Source organism: Bradyrhizobium sp. NDS-1, assembly GCF_032918005.1.
In the GTDB taxonomy this organism is placed as follows: domain Bacteria; phylum Pseudomonadota; class Alphaproteobacteria; order Rhizobiales; family Xanthobacteraceae; genus Bradyrhizobium; species Bradyrhizobium tunisiense.
Map to the genome: position 1 here is coordinate 268,990 of NZ_CP136628.1, position 17,231 is coordinate 286,220.

Genomic DNA, 17,231 nt, shown 5'->3' on the forward strand with positions numbered 1-17,231 from the left:
CCCACTGCATGGGAGTTCCACGAGCAATTGCGCGTGCGATAGAACCCAACCTACAGTTGTTGAGCGTGCCGAACAATTCCGGGGAATCCCGGAGGCGCTATCCAGATGCGACGAGCGTCGGAGATATGTTGCCGCTTTCCAGATTCATGCTGCGCGTACGGTGTTGAGGAACTTCTCGACTTCCGCCTTCAGGAGGCTGCTTTCGCTCGACAGCGAGCGCGCCGATGCCAATACCTGTCCCGATGCAGCGCCGGTGGCGCTGGCGCCATGACTGACCTGGGCGATCTTGTCCGCGACTTCGACGGTTCCCTTGGCGGCCTCGCTGACGTTTCGTGCAATCTCCGCCGTTGCTGCGCCCTGCTCTTCGATCGTCGCAGCAATGGTCGTTGAAATGTCAGAAATGCGGGCGATGGTCGTGCTGATTTCCTTGATCGCTCCGACGGAGTCCTCGGTTGCCGATTGCATGCCGGCGATCTGCGTGCTGATTTCCTCGGTCGCTCGCGCGGTTTGCGCCGCGAGTGCTTTGACCTCGCTGGCCACGACCGCAAAGCCGCGGCCGGATTCGCCGGCACGCGCCGCTTCGATCGTTGCGTTCAGCGCCAGGAGGTTGGTCTGTTCGGCAATCGCAGTGATCAATTTGACGACATCGCCAATTCGGCCCGCCGCCTTAAGCAGTTCGTTGATCCGGACGTCGGTGCGTTCCGCCTGCCTGACCGCTTCGCCGGCGATGCGGCTGGAATCGTGGACTTGGCGGCCGATCTCGACGACCGACGTGCTCATTTCCTCGGCGGCGGACGCCACGGCTCCGACATTGGTCGATGCCTCCTCCGAGGCAGCCGCGACCATGCCGGAGAGCTCCTGAGTCTCTTCCGCGGTTCCCGACAGCGTCCCGGCGGCAGCCTCGAGCTGCTGGGAGGCCGCCGACACCGAGTCGATGATGCCGCCGACCGCGGCTTCGAACACGCCGGCGAGCTTGGTCATCTCCGCCTTGCGCTGAGCGACCGCAGCGGCTTCCTGATCTTTCTGCTCGGCTTCCATCCGTTCGATACGGATCAGGTTTTCCTTGAAGGTCTGGGCCGCGCGAGCGTTGTCGCCGACTTCATCGCCACGGCGCGTATAGGGAATCTCGACCGTCTTGTTACCGTTGGCGAGCTCGAGAAGCACGGCGCCGATGCGCCGGATCGGTCGGGCGATGTTCAACACGGAAAAGACGGCGGACCCGATCAACGTCAGGACGACGAATATGCCGACCACCAATGCGAAGTTCGCGACACGGTCCAGTTCGGCGAGCATCTCACCCTTGCGGCGCGCGGCGAATTCGTTGGCGACACCGACCAGATCGTCGATGCGTTTGCTCACTTCCAGCGCCGCCGGCCGCATACGCTCTGCGAGAATGGTCGCCTTCGTCGACTCGGCCGCCGTTCGGGCGCCGCCGGCCGCTGCGCCGATGACTGCCTTTTGCGCCCCCGCCAGTTCAATGCCGCTGGCCAGATACGCATCGACAAATTTCTTGGTCTCACGGTAGGCGTCCTGGGTGACCTTCCGGGTCGCCCGGTCTGTCGCGGCATCGATTTCCGCGCCGGCTTCGCCTGCCCGCGTGCGGAGCACTTCGAGCAGCTTGTCGACCTCTGCGGCTGACGAAGCGGAACCGATCTCGAGGGCTACGAGCTGCGCCCGCGCCATCGCCGTCTGCGCCGCCTGGGCATTGCCCTTGTTGAGATAGTTGATGGTGACCAGGCGATTGGATTCGGCAATCGACCGGTTGCCGAGCATCTGATTGGTCAGCATGCCGAAGACCAGCACAACGCTGACGCCCGTCACGATGCCGAGCTTTGTTCCAATGCGAAATCTGAATGACCCCACCACCATCTCCTTCGCGCTGACGTGTAACACGTATTCGCAACCAATGATTGAGATTTGGGTAATGTTCGCGGGCCTCCAGTAGTACTACGGCTGATGTATTCGAGAGGCGGAACTTTCCTGCAGGCTTGCACATCGGCCAGTGCGGCGCGTGCACGCCCATGCTTGTAGGTTCCCCCGACTCAGTCCTAGCGTGAGGCGATGCGTTTCCAGGATCGACCAAATATTCATCGGCCGCGGTTCGGCGGCTCGCCGTTCGGTCGGCACTTCTCGGGATTGTTGCCGTGGATGTTCGTGGTCGGCGTCGTGATGGCTGTCGTGCTCGGTTTCCGCCATGGGATGGACTGGCTTGTTCCGCATGAGAGCGACAGCCAATCCCAGGCGGCGGAAATCGTCCTGCAGCAGGCGGGTCATCCCGATGTGCGCGAGCCGGTCAATGTCGTTCGCACCATCGACGGCGACACCTTCCTTGCGCGTGTTCGTCAGCGCGACGGCCGCGATCTCGTCGTGCGTGTTCGGCTGCGCGGCATCGATGCGCCCGAATTGAAGGCATCGTGTCAGGAGGAGCTGGACAAGGCTGAAGCCGCGGCCCGCGCGCTGCGCAATCTGCTCGGCCAAGGCGATGTGACGATTTCCAATCTCGCGCCCGACAAATACGGACGCATTCTCGCCGATGTCGCGACCCGCCGGACCGCTAGCGTCTCGGCCGCGCTGCTCGCGGGCGGCTACGTGCGCAGCTACAATGGCGGCCATCGCGACGGCTGGTGCGCACGCGGTTGGCGCTTCTGGCAATGAAAAGCCGCGTCGAGCGACGCGGCTTTCGCAATCCTCCCGATCTTCTCGATCAGCGCGTCACGACCACTGTCGTTCCGACGGAGACGCGGCCATAGAGATCCGTGATGTCGTCGTTGAGCATGCGGATGCAGCCATAGGAGACGAAGCCGCCGATCGAACCCGGCACGTTGGTGCCGTGGATGGCGTATTCGCCGCCGGCCAGCGTCATCGCCGCGACGCCCATCGGATTGCGGGGCGAGCCGCCGGGAATGACATCCGGAATGCTCGGCTTGTCGCGCTTCACCTCTGCCGGCGGCGACCAGGCCGGATTTCGATACTTCCCGTCGATGCGAGTGGTGCCGGCCCACTGCTTGCCGGACTTGCCGACGCCGACCGGATAGCGCACGGCGTGGCCGTTATCGAGGACGAGGTAGAGCCGCCGCTCGCTGGTCTTGACCACGATGGTGCCCGGCGAATAGTCCGCCAGATGCGCCCCCACCATCTCCGGCCGCGCCTGTGCCGCCGTCGATATCAAGACCCCTGCCCCGATGGTGGCAGCCATCGCCGCCGCAATCCTCATCGACATCGATTTCCCCTTGCCCAACACGTATCGCCCAAAATCACGCAGAACCGGCAATCGCTGCCTCGCCCACCTATTCTTAACCGCGCCTGTTAACCGGATGGTTTCCAAGCGCGGCCACCAACGGCCAGCCAGCACGGGGAACAAAGGAAATGTTCGAAATAAAGTAAATGACCTGAAAACAACACTCGGCAGGAAAGATGCGGGCTCGCCTCGTGGGCCCCGACAAGGACGCGAGGGTATGAACGGCTGTTGTTACGCGGGCGTGGGCGCGGAGGCAGCCCCGTGTCCCGGACGCGCCGCGGCGCTCTTGCGCTGCTGGGCTACGTCCGGGGCACGAGAGCGATGCTTACGCTGACTTCCTGTTCTGCCGGTTCTTGACGAGATCATCGACCACGGAGGGATCGGCCAGGGTCGAGGTATCGCCCAGGCTGCCCGGCTCGTCCTCGGCGATCTTGCGCAGGATACGGCGCATGATCTTGCCGGAGCGGGTCTTGGGCAGGCCCGGCGCGAACTGGATCTGGTCGGGCGAAGCGATCGGGCCGATCTCCTTGCGCACCCAGGTCACGAGTTCCTTGCGCAGGTCTTCGGTCGGCTCGACGCCGGACATCAGGGTGACATAGGCGTAGATGCCCTGCCCTTTGATGTCATGCGGGAAGCCGACCACTGCGGCCTCCGAGACTTTTTCATGCGCCACCAGCGCGCTCTCGACTTCCGCGGTGCCCATGCGGTGGCCGGAGACGTTGATGACGTCGTCGACGCGGCCGGTGATCCAGTAATAGCCGTCGGCGTCGCGCCGGCAGCCGTCGCCGGTGAAGTACTTGCCCTTGTAGGTCGAGAAATAGGTCTGCTCGAAGCGGGCGTGATCGCCGTAGACCGTGCGCATCTGGCCCGGCCATGACCGCGTGAGACAGAGATTGCCGGTGGTCTCCCCTTCCAGCACCTTGCCGTCGGCATCGACGATTTCGGGCACCACGCCGAAGAACGGCTGCGTTGCCGAACCCGGTTTCAGCTTGGTCGCGCCCGGCAGCGGCGTGATCAGGATGCCGCCGGTCTCGGTCTGCCACCAGGTGTCGACGATCGGGCAGCGGTCGTCGCCGACCACGCGGTGATACCACTCCCAGGCTTCCGGATTGATGGGTTCGCCGACCGAGCCGAGCAGGCGGAGCGAAGCGCGCGAGGTCTTCTTCACGGGCTCGTCGCCCGACTGCATCAGCGCACGGATCGCGGTCGGCGCGGTGTAGAAGATGCTGACCTTGTGCTTGTCGATGACGTTCCAGAACCTGGAATTGTCGGGGTAGTTCGGCACGCCTTCGAACATCAGCGTGGTCGCGCCGTTCGCCAGCGGCCCGTACAGGATGTAGCTGTGGCCGGTGACCCAACCGACGTCGGCAGTGCACCAGTAGATGTCGCCGTCGTGATAGTCGAAGACGTATTGATGCGTCATCGAGGCGAACACGAGATAACCTGCGGAGGTGTGCAGCACGCCCTTGGGCTGGCCGGTCGAGCCCGAGGTGTAGAGGATGAACAGCGGATCCTCGGCATGCATGTGCTCGACCGGGCATTCCGTCGTCACCATCGCCGCCGCCTCGTGATACCAGAGGTCGCGCGTCGGGTTCATGTCGATCTTGCCGCCGGTGCGCTTGACCACGACGACCCAGTCGACGCCGTCGGCTTTCGTGAGGGCCGCGTCGACATTGGCCTTCAGCGGCACCTTCTTGCCGCCGCGCAGGCCTTCGTCGGCAGTGATGATGACCTTGGATTGGCAGTCATTTATGCGCTGGGCGAGGCTGTCCGGCGAGAAGCCTGCGAACACCACGGAGTGGATGGCGCCGATGCGCGCGCAGGCGAGCATCGCATAGGCCGCTTCCGGAATCATCGGCAGGTAGATGGTGACCCGGTCGCCCTTCCCGACGTTGCGGGTGCGCAGGATGTTGGCCATCCGGCAGACTTCGTCGTGCAGCTCCTTGTAGGTGATGTGCCTTGATTGCGAGGGATCGTCGCCTTCCCAGATGATCGCGGTCTGGTTGCCGCGCGTGTGAAGGTGCCGGTCGATGCAGTTATGGGCGACATTGAGGACGCCGTCCTCGAACCATTTGATCGAGATGTTGCCCGGCGCGAAGGAGACGTTCTCGATTTTCGTCGGCGTCTTCATCCAGTCGATGCGCTTGGCCTGCTCCGCCCAGAAACCGTTGGGGTCCGAGATCGAGCGAGCGTACATCTCCTTGTACTTGGCCTGGTCGACCCAGGCGCGCTTCGCCCACTCCGCGGGGACGTCATAGATCTTCTCGGACATGCTTTCCCTCCACCTACGGCAGGCCGAGCGCTAGCGACTGGCGAGCCGACTTGATCATTGACTGATTATGCGTCGGGCTAACCGGACCCGACAAGGAGCACAAGCTGGACCTTCGGCGGGCCGTCTGCCATGCGGAGGATCAAGGCCCGCGGCACGAGTGTCGCAGATCTGAAACAGGCCAGGGCCCCGGCCTTTCGGTATTTACCCAGACCGCCAAAATCAGCCGCGCAGGGTGCCCATGCGCCGCGGGCGGTATTTAGAAACCGCTTCTCACCGATTCGGGACTCGCAATGCGGTTCGGAACACCCTAAATGGCCAACCCGGGTCCGGAGAGACCCCTTGGAACAAAAATTACAACAGCGGCATTGAACGGTAACAGACAGGGTCAAGGCTTAACACTATGATGGATCAGCAGAATCTCGGGACGATGCGGCCCGCTTCAGCCGATCCTGCGGCCATTGCCCTCGCCAAGGCCCTCGGACAATGGCCGAAACCGGCCTCGTTCAGGCGTCCGAGCCCGAAGAAAGTCTTCGACACGGCGCCCGCGGCGACGGTCGAGGCGCTCGCAAGGGAGCTCGGCCTGCGGCTCGGCGACCAGAACGAGCTGACCATCCGCCGCATCAAGCGCGGCAAGGGCTATTCCTTCGTCCGTCCGAACGGCGCACACATCCGCGACGCCCGCACCATCCGCCGGCTGCATGCCATGGCGGTGCCCCCGGCCTATCGCGAGGTGCGCTACTCCGCCGATCCGAGCTTGCATCTCCAGGCGGTGGGACGCGATGCCGCGGGCCGGCTGCAATATCGCTATCACGCCGATTGGGAAAAGATTCGCGAGCATCGCAAGGCGCATCGCCTGGAAAAGCTCGTCGGCGCGCTGCCGAAGATCCGGCGCAAGGTCTCGGCGTTCCTCTCGGGCGACGAGCCGACGCGTGAATTTGCGCTCTCGGCCGTGATCGAGCTGATCGCGCGCACCGCGATCCGCCCCGGCAACGAATCCTACGCCCGCCTCAACGGCACCCGCGGCGCGACCACGCTGTTGAAGTCCAACGTTACGCTGGAAGACGACAGCTTCGTGCTGACCTTCAAGGCGAAGGGCGGCAAGGCCGTGCGGAAAGAGTGCGACGCCGCCAAGCTGGTGCGCGCCATCGGCATTTTGCAGGGCGTCCCCGGCAAGCGCATGTTCCAGTATCGCGATGCCTACGGCGTCGTGCGCGCGGTCAGCACCACGCAGGTGAACGCGTTTCTGCGCGAGATCGCCGGCATCAAGATCTCGCTGAAGGATTTTCGTACGCTGATGGCGTCTGCCGTCGTCGTGGAATCCTTGTCGCGGATCACGCCGGCAACCAGCCAGCGCGGCCGCAAGAAGCAGGTGCTGGACGCGATCCGCGCCGCTGCGGACAAGCTCTCGAACACGCCGGCGATCTGCCGCAAGAGCTACGTCCACGACACCATCGTCACCGCGTTCGAGGACGGCATCCTCGAACGCTTTGCCGCGACCATGAAGGGCCAGCGTTCGCAGGCGCGGCGCGAGCAACTGCTGGCGCAGGTGGTCGCGACAGCGGCGGTGTAACGTCGCGCTACGCTTTGTTGGAAATGCCCCGATCCGGGCCGGGATCGCCACCCGCCGCTGCGATCGTCAGCCGCTCCAGATAATGCGCCCACCCCGTCGCGTGCGCGGCGGCCTGTGCTTCGCTCGGCAGGCCGCTATGGGTCATGCGCAGCAGCGTGCCGCCATCGTGTTCGATCAGGTCGATCTCGATCAGGCTCGAGCCGGGCGGCACTTCCTGGCCGGCCTCCCAGCCGAACGTGTAGGCGAGACGATGCACCGGCACGACCTCGCGGAATGTGCCGCGGGCGCCGCCGTCGCGTGGGCCGACGCCCTTGAGCACATAGAGCCCGCCGGGATGCGGCTCCGTGATCGCGTCTGAACCCATCCAGCTCAGGATTTTCTCGGGATCGGTCAAATAGGCGAAGACGGTGGCGCGCGGGGCTGCAATCTGGGTCTCGCGTCGCACTACGAATTGCTCGGTCATCGGCGATCATCCCTGGGGCTGATACTGGCACATGGCGGGGCCGAAGCGGCCCGTCAAGGATTGCCCGTGACAAACCTGGCCGGCCATCGCCATGATCGAGCCATGCAGCTGTCCCCGACCCTCGCCTGGCTCGTCGATGCCGCCTCGGATTGCCCCGGGGCGGACCGGCTACTCGCGGAACTCGGCGCACATCTGATCGCGGACGGCGTGCCGCTCGCGGCGGGCGCCCTCACGCTGGAGGTGCCGCATCCACTGATCGCGAAGCGGACCTGGTTGTGGCGCGCCGATAGCGGTCAGGTGATCGAAGCGCTCGGCTTCGCGCCTGGTGGCCTCGCACCGGACCCGCCGACCGACGCCGGTCGCCGCTGGTTGCGCGACATCGCGCGCGGGGAAGTGCACGAAGATATCGTCGGACGGCAAGATGGGCCGCTGCTCGGCTGGATCGCGCCGCGGCCGTTCACCGCAGACGAGATCGGGCAATTGCGCCAGGCCGCGCGTTTTGCCGCGGCGCCCCTCGCCGTGCTCGCCGCCCGCGCCACGTTGCGGGCGACGCTGGATGCCTATCTCGGCAAGCGCAGCGCGGAGCGGGTGCTGGCGGCACCCTTGCGGCGCGATCTCGGCGAGACCATTCAGGCCGCGCTGCTCTATGCGGATTTGCGCAATTTCACGATCCTCTCGGAAGCCTCACCGCCTGGCGAGGTCATAGCCGCGCTCGACGCCTGGTTCGATCGTATCGCGGGCGCCGTCCACGCTTTCGGCGGCGAGGTGCTGAAATTCATCGGCGACGGCGTGCTCGCGATCTTTCCGGTGGTCGAGGCATCACCGCGCCGCGCCTGCGAGGCCGCTCTGCGTGCTGCAGGCGCGGCCGAGGCCGGGATGGCCTATCTCAACGCAGAGCGCGGCGCCAAGGGCCTGCCGCCGCTGGCGTTCGGTGCCGCGCTGCATCTTGGTGAGATGCTCTGGGGCAATATCGGCGCGGCCAACCGGCTCGATTTCACGGCGATCGGGCCCGCCGTCAATCTCGCCAGCCGCCTGGAAGGAATGTGCAAGCCGTTGGGGCGGACCGTGCTGGCATCGGGCGCACTGGCAGCCGAGACGGACATGCCGCTGGTCGCGCTCGGCCCGCATACGCTGCGCGGCATTGCTGCGCCGTGCGAGGTGTTTGCGCTGCCGGAGGCGCAAGCGAACGTATCGTAGCCCGCATGAGCGCCGCGATATGCGGGTAGCAGTGGTCCCGGGCGTCGCTTTCGCTTATCCCGGGCTACGCACCTGCAGCTACATTCCGCCCATCTTGCAGACGAGCTTCCACTCTTCCGCCGTCACCGGCTGCACCGAGAGGCGTGAATATTTCACCAGCGCCATGTCGGCGAGCTTCTTCTCGGCCTTGATCGCGGCCATCGTCACCGGCGTTTTCAGGGGCTTGTCGGCCTTGATGTCGACGCAGACGAATTTCTCGGTCTTGTCGGTCGGGTCCGGATAGGCCTCCTTGATGACCTCGGCGATGCCGACGATCTCCTTGCCCTCGTTGGAATGATAGAAGAACGCCTTGTCGCCCTTCTTCATGGCGACGAGGTTCTGGCGCGCGGTGTAATTGCGCACGCCGGTCCAGGCCTCGCCCTTGGCGCCCTTTGCCACCTGCTGGTCCCAGGACCACACCGACGGTTCGGATTTCACCAGCCAGTACGCCATGTTTATTCCTCTGCCTTGAAGGGGCGCGTCAGCAGCCCCGAGATCGCGGCGTCGATCGTGCTCCGGCCGCTCAGGATCGAGGCGACGGCTTCTGATACCGGCATCTCGATATCTTGCGAAGCTGCGAGTTGGATCAGGACCGGCGCGGTGAATTCCCCCTCGGCGAGTTTGCCGGCGGGCGGCTGCTCTCCGCGACCGAGTGCAAGGCCAAGGGCAAAGTTGCGTGATTGCGGGCTCGAGCAGGTCAGAATGAGATCACCGAGGCCGGACAGGCCCGTCAGTGTCTCGCTGCGCGCCCCCATGGCGCGGCCGAGGCGCGTCAGCTCGGCAAAGCCGCGGGTCGTCAGTGCAGCCTGGGCGGAGGCGCCGAGCTTGCGCCCGACCGCGATGCCGACCGCAATCGCCAGTACGTTCTTGGCCGCGCCGCCAATCTCGACGCCCCTGATGTCGGTGGAGTGATAGGGACGGAATGTCGGCGAGCCCAGTGCCTGCACGAGCGCGCTCGCCAAGGTCTCATCGCCTGCTGCCAGCGTCACCGCCGTCGGCAGGCTGCGCGCGACATCGTCGGCAAAGCTCGGGCCCGACAGAATGGCCGATTGGGCGTGGGGCGCGGCTTCGGCGATCACGTCGGTCATGAATTTGTGGGTGCCGTGCTCGATACCCTTGGCACAGGCAATGATCGGTGCAGGCCCTGGCAGATGCGACGCCAGCATGTTGACCGCGCTGCGGACATGCTGCGCCGGTGTTGCGATCAGCAGCATGTCCGCGCGCGCGGCGAGCGCCAGATCGTTTGTGACCACGATATCCGGAGCGATCTGCACACCCGGGAGCCGCGGGTTGTCGCGGGTCGAGGCGATCCGTGCGGCATGTTCGGCATTGCGTGCCCAGAGCGTCACGCTGCGCCCCGCCCGTGCCGCGACGGTCGCCAGCGCCGTGCCCCAGGCGCCCGCGCCGATCACCGCGACGGATTGGAACGCTGACATCGCTAATATCCCGCCCGCGTCTTGCCGTAGCCTGCCGGCGCTATTGCGTTCGCGTCGAGCAGCCACCTCGCGCGGGGCTGGGCGTCCATCGTGTCGGTCATGCCGAGCGCGAGGCGCTCGGCACCAGCCCAGGCAATCATCGCGCCGTTGTCGGTGCAGAGCGCGGGCGGCGGCATGATCAATTGCGTCCCGGCCTGCCTCGCGACGTCGTCGAGCGCGCCGCGTATGGCCTGATTGGCGGCGACGCCGCCGGCCGCAACCAGGGCGCTCGGCGCGCCGAACTTGTCGTGGAAAAGCCTGAGGCCGACGCTCAGCCGATCGGCCGTCGAATCGAGCACGGCGGCCTGAAAGCTCGCGCAGAGATCGCTGATGTCCTGTGGCGTGATCTCGGCGAGCCGGCTCGCTTCGCTGCGCACTGCGGTCTTCAATCCCGACAGCGAGAAATTGGCATCAGGGCGCCCCTGCATCGGCCGCGGAAACGCAAAGCGGGTGGGATCTCCGCTCGCCGCCGCGCGCTCGACCTGCGGGCCGCCGGGATAGGGCAGGCCCAGCATCTTCGCGACCTTGTCGAAGGCCTCGCCGATCGCGTCGTCCACGGTGGTGCCGAGCCGCACATATTGTCCGACGCCGATGACCGCGACGATCTGGGTGTGACCGCCGGAGGCGAGAAACAGGCAATAGGGAAACGCGATTCCGTCGGTGAGGCGCGGCGTCAGCGCATGCGCCTCCAGATGATTTACCGCGACCAGCGGTGTGTCGTGCACCATCGCGATCGCTTTCGCGGTGGTGAGCCCGACGATGACGCCGCCGATCAGGCCCGGTCCCGCGGCGGCCGCGACGCCATTGAGCTCGGCGAAGCCGATGCCGGCCTCCCGCATGGCGCGATCGACGATGCCGTCGAGCAGGTCGACATGGGCGCGAGCGGCAATCTCCGGCACCACGCCACCGAAACGGGCGTGCTCCTCGACCTGCGACCGCACGATGTTGGACAGGATCTTGCCGCTGCCGTCGCCCGCGCGCTCGATCACGGCCGCGGCAGTCTCGTCGCAGGTTGTTTCGATGCCCAGTACCAGCATTGGCGAATTGTTATCCAATTTGCGCCCTTGCGCTCATCCGTAAAGCAGAGTTCTGGTACGTCCGGTAGCATTCCGGGGACAGATTGCGCAATCGTCACGAAGCAATCCGTTCTCGTCATGGGTCACCGCCAATTGGTTCGGGAACACTTGCGATGTCCATTCTTGTCACACGGCCGCATCCCGACAACGAGGCGACCGCGGAAAGCCTGCGTGCACGGGGGCATGCGGTGCTTCTTGCGCCTGCGCTCAAATTCGAGCCGGTCGTCTTCCATGACGAAAGTCAAACGCCCTACGCCGCCGTCATCGTCACGTCGGCCAACGCGGTTCGTGCCGTCGCAGCACAATTGCGGGGCCTTGGCCTCCTGGAGCTGCCATTGTTTGCGGTCGGCGAGCATACGGCTGCAGCGGCGCGAGGCGCCGGCTTTGCCGAGGTGATCGTCGCCGGCGGCGATGCCGCGTCCTTGCGGGACAAGGTGATGCAGGCTGCGCGCGACAAGGTGCTGAAGAAAAAGTGCACGCTGCTTTATCTCGCGGGCGCGGATTTGTCGCGCGACCTTAGCGGCGAGCTCAGTGCGGAGGGTTTCTCCGTGGTCACGCGGACGACCTATCGCATGACGCCGGTCAAGCATCTGCCGCGCGAGGTCTGCGAGGGCTTTGCCGCCCACGGGGTCGAGGCGGTGCTGCACTACTCCCAGCGCAGCGCCCGGGCGTTCCTGGATGCGGCGAGGGACGAAGGCGTCGAAATCTCGGCGCTGGCGATACCGCAATGCTGCCTGTCCGAGACGGTTGCCAGTGCGCTACGCGATGCCGGCGCGTCGCAGGTTCTGGTCGCCGCGACACCGGACGAAAATGCCCTATTTGCCACCTTGGAGCGTGCGTTGCGTACCCGTTTGGCGTAAGAGGTCGGGCCGAATCCGACGTCATCGGGTCCCCTAAGGGCCCGTGCCCAAGGACTTAATGGTATGGAAGTGTGAGGAACCGTCACGATGGCCGACGACAAGCCTGAAGACGCAGGATTGGCGCCCGACAGTGGTCGTGCCAAGCGCACGCCGCCCACCATCGACCTCGAAGCCACCGAAGTCTCGACCCAGCCGCAGGAGCCGGCGGTCGGGGCCGAGGCCACGCCAGCGCCGGAACACGCCGGGCCTGAGCAGGCAAAATCCGACCAGATTGACGCAGAGCCGGAGCGTATCGAAGCGCAGGCGCCCGCGTCGTCCATTTCGCCCTGGGTCGTCGCGCCGTTCTCCGGCGCTGTCGCCGCGGTGGTCGTGATCGCAGTCGGCTGGATGCTGGGCTGGCCCGCCGTGCAGGCGCCGCCGGCCGCGCCGCAAGTCACCAGCGCCTCGGTCGATGCGCTGAGCGGCCGTGTAGCGGCGGTCGAAGCCAGGGCCGGCAAGCCCGTCGCCGATCCGGCCATGGCGGCGCGGATCGACGCGCTGGAGAAATCCGCAGGCAGCTTGCGCAGCGACGTCGCCAATCTGCGTACGCAGTTCGACAAGACCGCGAGCGCATTGAACGATGCGAAATCGGCGCCCGCCACGACTGCGCCCGATCTTTCCGCTCTCAAAGATCGCATCGCCCAGCTCGAGCGCGCCAGCAAATCCGAACGTGCCGAGCTCGCGCAGCAGGGCGAGAAGATCGCCGAGGCGAAAGCGAGGGATGACAAGCCGCTGCGCTCTGTGGTGGCGGCCGCCCTGCTCGACGTCGCCGTTCGCCATGGCGACCCCTATCAGTCGCAGCTGTCCGCGGCGCGTTCGCTCGCCGCCAAGCCTGATATGCTGAAGCCGCTCGAGACATTTGCATCGTCGGGTATCCCGACCCCGGTCGCGTTGAGCCGCGAGCTCCTCAACATCGTACCCAAACTGTCGCCGCCGGCGGAAGCTCAGACCAGCGGCACGGGCATCGTCGAGCGTCTCCAGGCGGGAGCGTCGAAGTTCGTGCGCATCGAGCGCACCGACGGCGTCGGCAACGATCGCGGCGCCATCGTCACGCGGGTGACGGCCGCGGCGCTTCGCAATGATTTCGTGGAAGCGCGGCGTGAGCTCAAGACGCTGCCGGAGGCCGATCGCGCGCCTGCGCAGGCCTGGCTCGACAAGGCCGATGCCCGCGACGCCGCGCTCGCCGCCTCCCGCAAATTCGCCGACGATGCCATGGCGGATCTCGCCAAATCTGCTCAATAGGATTCGCGCAATCATCGGCGCGTAACAGGGATCGCCATGCTTCGCATTGTCCTCTTCCTCGTCTTGATCGCGCTTGCGGCGGCCGGCGCGGCCTGGGTTGCTGACCAGCCCGGCGAAGTCGTCATGACCTGGGGCGGTTGGCGCGCCTCGCCGACCATTCCCGTGTTCGTGCTCCTTCTCGGCATCTTTGCCGTTGCGATCGTCCTGCTCTGGAGCATCCTGACAGCGACATGGCGATTGCCGGGCCGCATGCGCCGCCGCCGCCACGACAAGCGCCACGCCCGCGGCCGCCACGCCATCACCCACGGCCTGCTCGCGATCGGTCATGGCGACACGGCGCTCGCCCACCGTCATGCCGTGGCGGCGCGGCGGCATGCCCCGGATGATCCGCTCGCGCTGCTGCTGCATGCGCAGTCAGCGCAGCTCGAAGGCAATCGCGACGAGGCGCAGCGCGTCTTCCGTGCCATGGCCGAGCGCGAGGATACGCGCCTGCTCGGCCTGCGCGGCCTGTTCATCGAGGCGCAGCGCGCCGACGATGTGGTCGGCGCCGTGATGATCGCCGAGGAAGCGATCAAGCTGTCGCCGTCCTCGACCTGGGCCTCGCATGCGGTGCTCGGCTTCCGCTGCGCGCGCGGCGACTGGAGCGGCGCGCTCGCGATCCTCGATTCGAATCTGTCCGCGGGCCTGATCGACAAGCCGGCCTATCGCCGCCAGCGCGGCGTGCTGCTCACCGCACGGGCGCTGGAACTGCAAACCATGGACCGCGACGTCGCGCGCGAGAGCGTGATGGAGGCGATCAAGCTCGCGCCGACCCTGGTGCCGGCCGCAGTGCTTGCCGCAAAATTCGAGAGCGAGGCGCATCAGGTGCGCCGTGCCATGAAGCTGGTCGAGACCGCCTGGCTCGCCAATCCGCATCCCGATCTCGCCGATGCCTACGCGCATGTGAAGCTCGGCGATACCGCGTGGCACCGCTTGCAGCGCGTCGAGACGCTTGCGGCCAAGACGGCTGCGAACGCGCCCGGCCATATCGAGGGTCAGATCGCCATCGCGCGCGCCGCGATCGACGCCGCCGAGTTTGCCCGCGCGCGCGAGGTGCTGGCGCCATATGTCAGCGATCCGACCCAGCGCATAGCGCTGCTGATGGCCGAGATCGAGCGCACCGAGCACGGCGACGGCGGCCGCGCCCGCGCATGGACCTTGCGCGCGGTGCGCGCCCGCCACGATCCGGCCTGGACCGCGGACGGCTATGTCAGCGACCGCTGGCGTCCGGTCTCCCCGGTCACCGGCCGGCTCGATGCGTTCCAGTGGCAGACGCCGGTCGCGAGCCTGCCCTCGGACAGGGGCACCACGATCGAATCCTCCGCCTTCGAGGAAGCCATGCTGGCGGCGCCGCCGCCGAAGCGGGTGACGGCGACCCCTAGCGAAAGCGAGGTGGAACCGACGATGACAGCCCCGGCGCCGGCCGCCCAGGACAATTCGCCCGTGATCGTCAAAGAAGAGCCGGCAGTCGCGCATGCCGAACCGGCCCAACCGGCCCCCGAACCCACCGAATCAACGCCGCCGGCGGCAACGCCGGTGTTCAGGACCCGCGTCGACCTCGGCAAACCCGCGGCAGCGCCAATTCCAGCCGTCATCCCGATCGTTCGGGCTCCGGACGATCCTGGGATCGATGACGAGGGTCCGAGCGACGAATTTACGGAACAAATCGGTACACCCAAGGCCCAGGCCGGGGGCTGGCGCGGATTCTGGTCCCGCTGGGGCGCGTGAGCCGCATTTCGAACCCCGCTTGTCCTTGCCAATTCGGGCCATGCCCGATATCAGGAGCGCGCGTATCGGGGCCGGCATCGCCCAGGCCCCGGCAGGGTTAGCCGCAATAGCTCAGTCGGTAGAGCACGTCATTCGTAATGACGGGGTCGGGGGTTCGAATCCCTCTTGCGGCACCAGCGCCTCGGTTCATCCGGTCCTCCCAAACCAGCGCCAGCGCTTTGCTCCTTGAGGCCGGCACGCGCGTTGCGCTCCGCCCTTGTGTCACTACGATGCCTTAGGGACGGAAATCCGCGCAACGGGGCAAGTGGTGGGTACCGAGACGACGGCCAGGACGAATTGGAGCGCATGGCTGCGGATCTTCGGCTTCGTCAGTCTCGCCGCCGGCATCACCGCCATCGTCGCCTCGAGATCGCTCGGCGTCTCGCAGCTGCGCGGGCGGTTGTCCGTTCCTCCGCTTTATGACGACGTCTCCTATTTCCTGGATGCCATCAGGTGGATGAATGCGGTCGGTGACCGGAGCATCGCCGCAAGTAGCTGGACTCTGCTTCACGACCACGCGCCGTTTTCGACGATGGTGGCGATCACGGGGTTTGCGCTGTTTCCCGGCAGCTTCATCGGGCCTTATCTCGTCCACGCTGTATTGGTCTTTGCATTTCTGCTCGGGATCGTCTGGCTGGCGTGGCGGCGGCCCGTGCTCGAGATCGCGGCCTGCCTGATCGCGGTCGCTTGCGTCCCGGTGCTGTGGCACACGGTGACCGAGGCGCGACCGGATCTGCCCTCGGGTCTTGCCATTGGCCTTGCGACCGGGGCGATCGTTCACCGCGGCGTGCTCGATCGGAGCGCGCGTGCCCTGGCCGGTCTCGGCATTGCCTGCGCACTGGCCGTCAGCATCAAGCCGACCGCGTTCTTTGCCACGCTCGCTCTGCTCGGCAGTTCATTTGCGATCAGGTTGTTCGTCGATGGCCTGGAGGCCGGCGGATCGCGCATCTCGATCCGCCAGGCGCTCGCTGCGCTGCTGTGGTTCGTGTTGCCGCTGCTTGCGGCAACGGCGCTCTTGATCGGGCCTGCTCTGGTCGAGACCGTCACCTACATCCTTCACGTTTTCGTCGGCCAGCGCGACCTCTGGACGACAGGCGAAAGTTTCTCGGCCGGTTTGCTGCGCTTCTCGATCGGCGGAGAAGGTCAGTTCGGTCTGCATTACTGGTTCGCCGTCGGGACGGGCCTGATGCTGCTGCGTCTGGTGCTGGCGGCCATCTGCGGAAGCGCCGCGCTGCGCGACGCCGCCGTCCTGCTCGCGGCTGTGCTGATCGCCTATGCCATTCCATCCGTCGCGGCGATCAAGACCTATTATTTCGGCGCGATGTTCTATGGCGTGTTCATCGTCGCGATGGTGCTCAACGGCTGCGCCAGCATGGCGCTCATTGAAGAGCTGCTCATCCGCTTCGGCCTCCGCAACGACATCCGCCGCTACCTTCTCGCCGCCTGGCGGGTGCTGGCGCTCGCCTTTGTTCTTCAGCTCTTTCTCAGGCACGTCGTCATCGGTCAGATCAGCACGGCGACACCGCTGAGCGCGCAGCAGCAGGAGAGCATCCGCCTCGCGACCGGGCGGCTCTGGTCGCTGCTGCGCGAGATCAAGCCGCAAACGCCCGGCCCGCTCTATGTCGGCTTCTCCAGCCCTTATCCGGTGACGTCGGCGGCCATCCAGCTCTACGCGGCGCAGGCGAAGATGGATCTCGTCGTACGCGACGAGCTGTATTTCCGGAGCGCGCAGGAAACGGGCGATGCATTGTTGAAGTCGGAGATTCTCGTGCTCTCGAGCTCGATCCAGCACACGCTGGTCGGGCCGCGCGTTGGCGATGAGCTCATCGCCCGCATGGACGCGGAGAAGGGCGTTTGCCTGCTCGACAGCATGAGCTTTCCGGACGTGAGCTTTCCGGACGTGAGCTTGCGGGTCTATCGGCGCGGGTGTTGATCGCAGCCGGCGGGTCCGAAA

The 17,231-nt window shown here is 66.0% G+C and carries 14 protein-coding genes and 1 tRNA gene; 8 read left to right on the forward strand and 7 right to left on the reverse strand.

Going from position 1 to position 17,231, the window contains the following annotated elements:
* Positions 1-144 precede the first annotated feature (144 nt).
* Positions 145-1,863 carry a methyl-accepting chemotaxis protein gene (locus RX330_RS01275; RefSeq protein ID WP_317241809.1) on the reverse strand — a complete coding sequence of 573 codons (1,719 nt, stop codon included), beginning with the start codon at positions 1,861-1,863 and terminating at the stop codon, positions 145-147.
* A gap of 198 nt (positions 1,864-2,061) precedes the next feature.
* On the opposite strand from RX330_RS01275, the gene RX330_RS01280 reads away from it, so the two are divergent.
* Positions 2,062-2,655, forward strand: a complete 594-nt coding sequence (locus RX330_RS01280; protein WP_317241810.1) for a thermonuclease family protein — start codon at positions 2,062-2,064, stop codon at positions 2,653-2,655.
* 49 nt (positions 2,656-2,704) lie between these two features.
* Here RX330_RS01280 and RX330_RS01285 read toward each other — a convergent pair whose 3' ends face one another.
* A complete protein-coding gene (locus RX330_RS01285) occupies positions 2,705-3,220 on the reverse strand; it encodes a L,D-transpeptidase (protein WP_212082592.1) in 516 nt (171 codons plus the stop codon).
* Positions 3,221-3,563: 343 nt separating this feature from the next.
* Positions 3,564-5,510, reverse strand: a complete 1,947-nt coding sequence (gene acs / locus RX330_RS01290) for an acetate--CoA ligase (RefSeq protein ID WP_212082590.1) — start codon at positions 5,508-5,510, stop codon at positions 3,564-3,566.
* 400 nt (positions 5,511-5,910) lie between these two features.
* On the opposite strand from acs, the gene RX330_RS01295 reads away from it, so the two are divergent.
* On the forward strand, positions 5,911-7,080 hold the full coding sequence (locus tag RX330_RS01295; protein WP_212082587.1) for a DNA topoisomerase IB: 1,170 nt from the start codon (positions 5,911-5,913) through the stop codon (positions 7,078-7,080).
* 7 nt (positions 7,081-7,087) lie between these two features.
* Here the strand turns inward: RX330_RS01295 and RX330_RS01300 are convergent, their stop codons facing one another.
* The gene (locus RX330_RS01300; protein WP_317241811.1) at positions 7,088-7,543 is read right to left on the reverse strand and encodes an SRPBCC domain-containing protein; all 456 of its coding nucleotides are present in this window, start codon (positions 7,541-7,543) and stop codon (positions 7,088-7,090) included.
* A gap of 102 nt (positions 7,544-7,645) precedes the next feature.
* Between RX330_RS01300 and RX330_RS01305 the strand changes: the two genes are divergently transcribed.
* Entirely contained in the window at positions 7,646-8,740 is a 1,095-nt protein-coding gene (locus RX330_RS01305; RefSeq protein ID WP_317241812.1) for an adenylate/guanylate cyclase domain-containing protein, read from the forward strand.
* Between the two features lie 78 nt (positions 8,741-8,818).
* Here RX330_RS01305 and RX330_RS01310 read toward each other — a convergent pair whose 3' ends face one another.
* The 3 genes from RX330_RS01310 to tsaD are packed head-to-tail and all read right to left on the reverse strand — an operon-like array spanning position 8,819 to position 11,291.
* The gene (locus tag RX330_RS01310) at positions 8,819-9,232 is read right to left on the reverse strand and encodes an EVE domain-containing protein (RefSeq protein ID WP_212082558.1); all 414 of its coding nucleotides are present in this window, start codon (positions 9,230-9,232) and stop codon (positions 8,819-8,821) included.
* A 2-nt stretch (positions 9,233-9,234) separates the two neighbouring features.
* Positions 9,235-10,215, reverse strand: a complete 981-nt coding sequence (locus RX330_RS01315) for an NAD(P)H-dependent glycerol-3-phosphate dehydrogenase (RefSeq protein WP_317241813.1) — start codon at positions 10,213-10,215, stop codon at positions 9,235-9,237.
* Between the two features lie 2 nt (positions 10,216-10,217).
* Entirely contained in the window at positions 10,218-11,291 is a 1,074-nt protein-coding gene (gene tsaD / locus RX330_RS01320) for a tRNA (adenosine(37)-N6)-threonylcarbamoyltransferase complex transferase subunit TsaD (RefSeq protein WP_212082552.1), read from the reverse strand.
* Between the two features lie 152 nt (positions 11,292-11,443).
* Between tsaD and RX330_RS01325 the strand changes: the two genes are divergently transcribed.
* The 5 genes from RX330_RS01325 (at position 11,444) to RX330_RS01345 (ending at position 17,210) form a co-directional block, all read left to right on the forward strand.
* Complete coding sequence (locus RX330_RS01325; protein WP_317241814.1) at positions 11,444-12,190, forward strand: uroporphyrinogen-III synthase; 747 nt, start codon at positions 11,444-11,446, stop codon at positions 12,188-12,190.
* 87 nt (positions 12,191-12,277) lie between these two features.
* On the forward strand, positions 12,278-13,471 hold the full coding sequence (locus tag RX330_RS01330; protein ID WP_317241815.1) for a hypothetical protein: 1,194 nt from the start codon (positions 12,278-12,280) through the stop codon (positions 13,469-13,471).
* A 36-nt stretch (positions 13,472-13,507) separates the two neighbouring features.
* The gene (locus tag RX330_RS01335; protein WP_317241816.1) at positions 13,508-15,238 is read left to right on the forward strand and encodes a heme biosynthesis protein HemY; all 1,731 of its coding nucleotides are present in this window, start codon (positions 13,508-13,510) and stop codon (positions 15,236-15,238) included.
* Positions 15,239-15,338: 100 nt separating this feature from the next.
* Positions 15,339-15,414, forward strand: a tRNA-Thr gene (locus tag RX330_RS01340).
* Positions 15,415-15,545: 131 nt separating this feature from the next.
* Positions 15,546-17,210 (forward strand): hypothetical protein, encoded by a 1,665-nt coding sequence (locus tag RX330_RS01345; RefSeq protein WP_317241817.1) that lies wholly within the window; start codon positions 15,546-15,548, stop codon positions 17,208-17,210.
* The last annotated feature ends 21 nt before the right edge of the window (positions 17,211-17,231 follow it).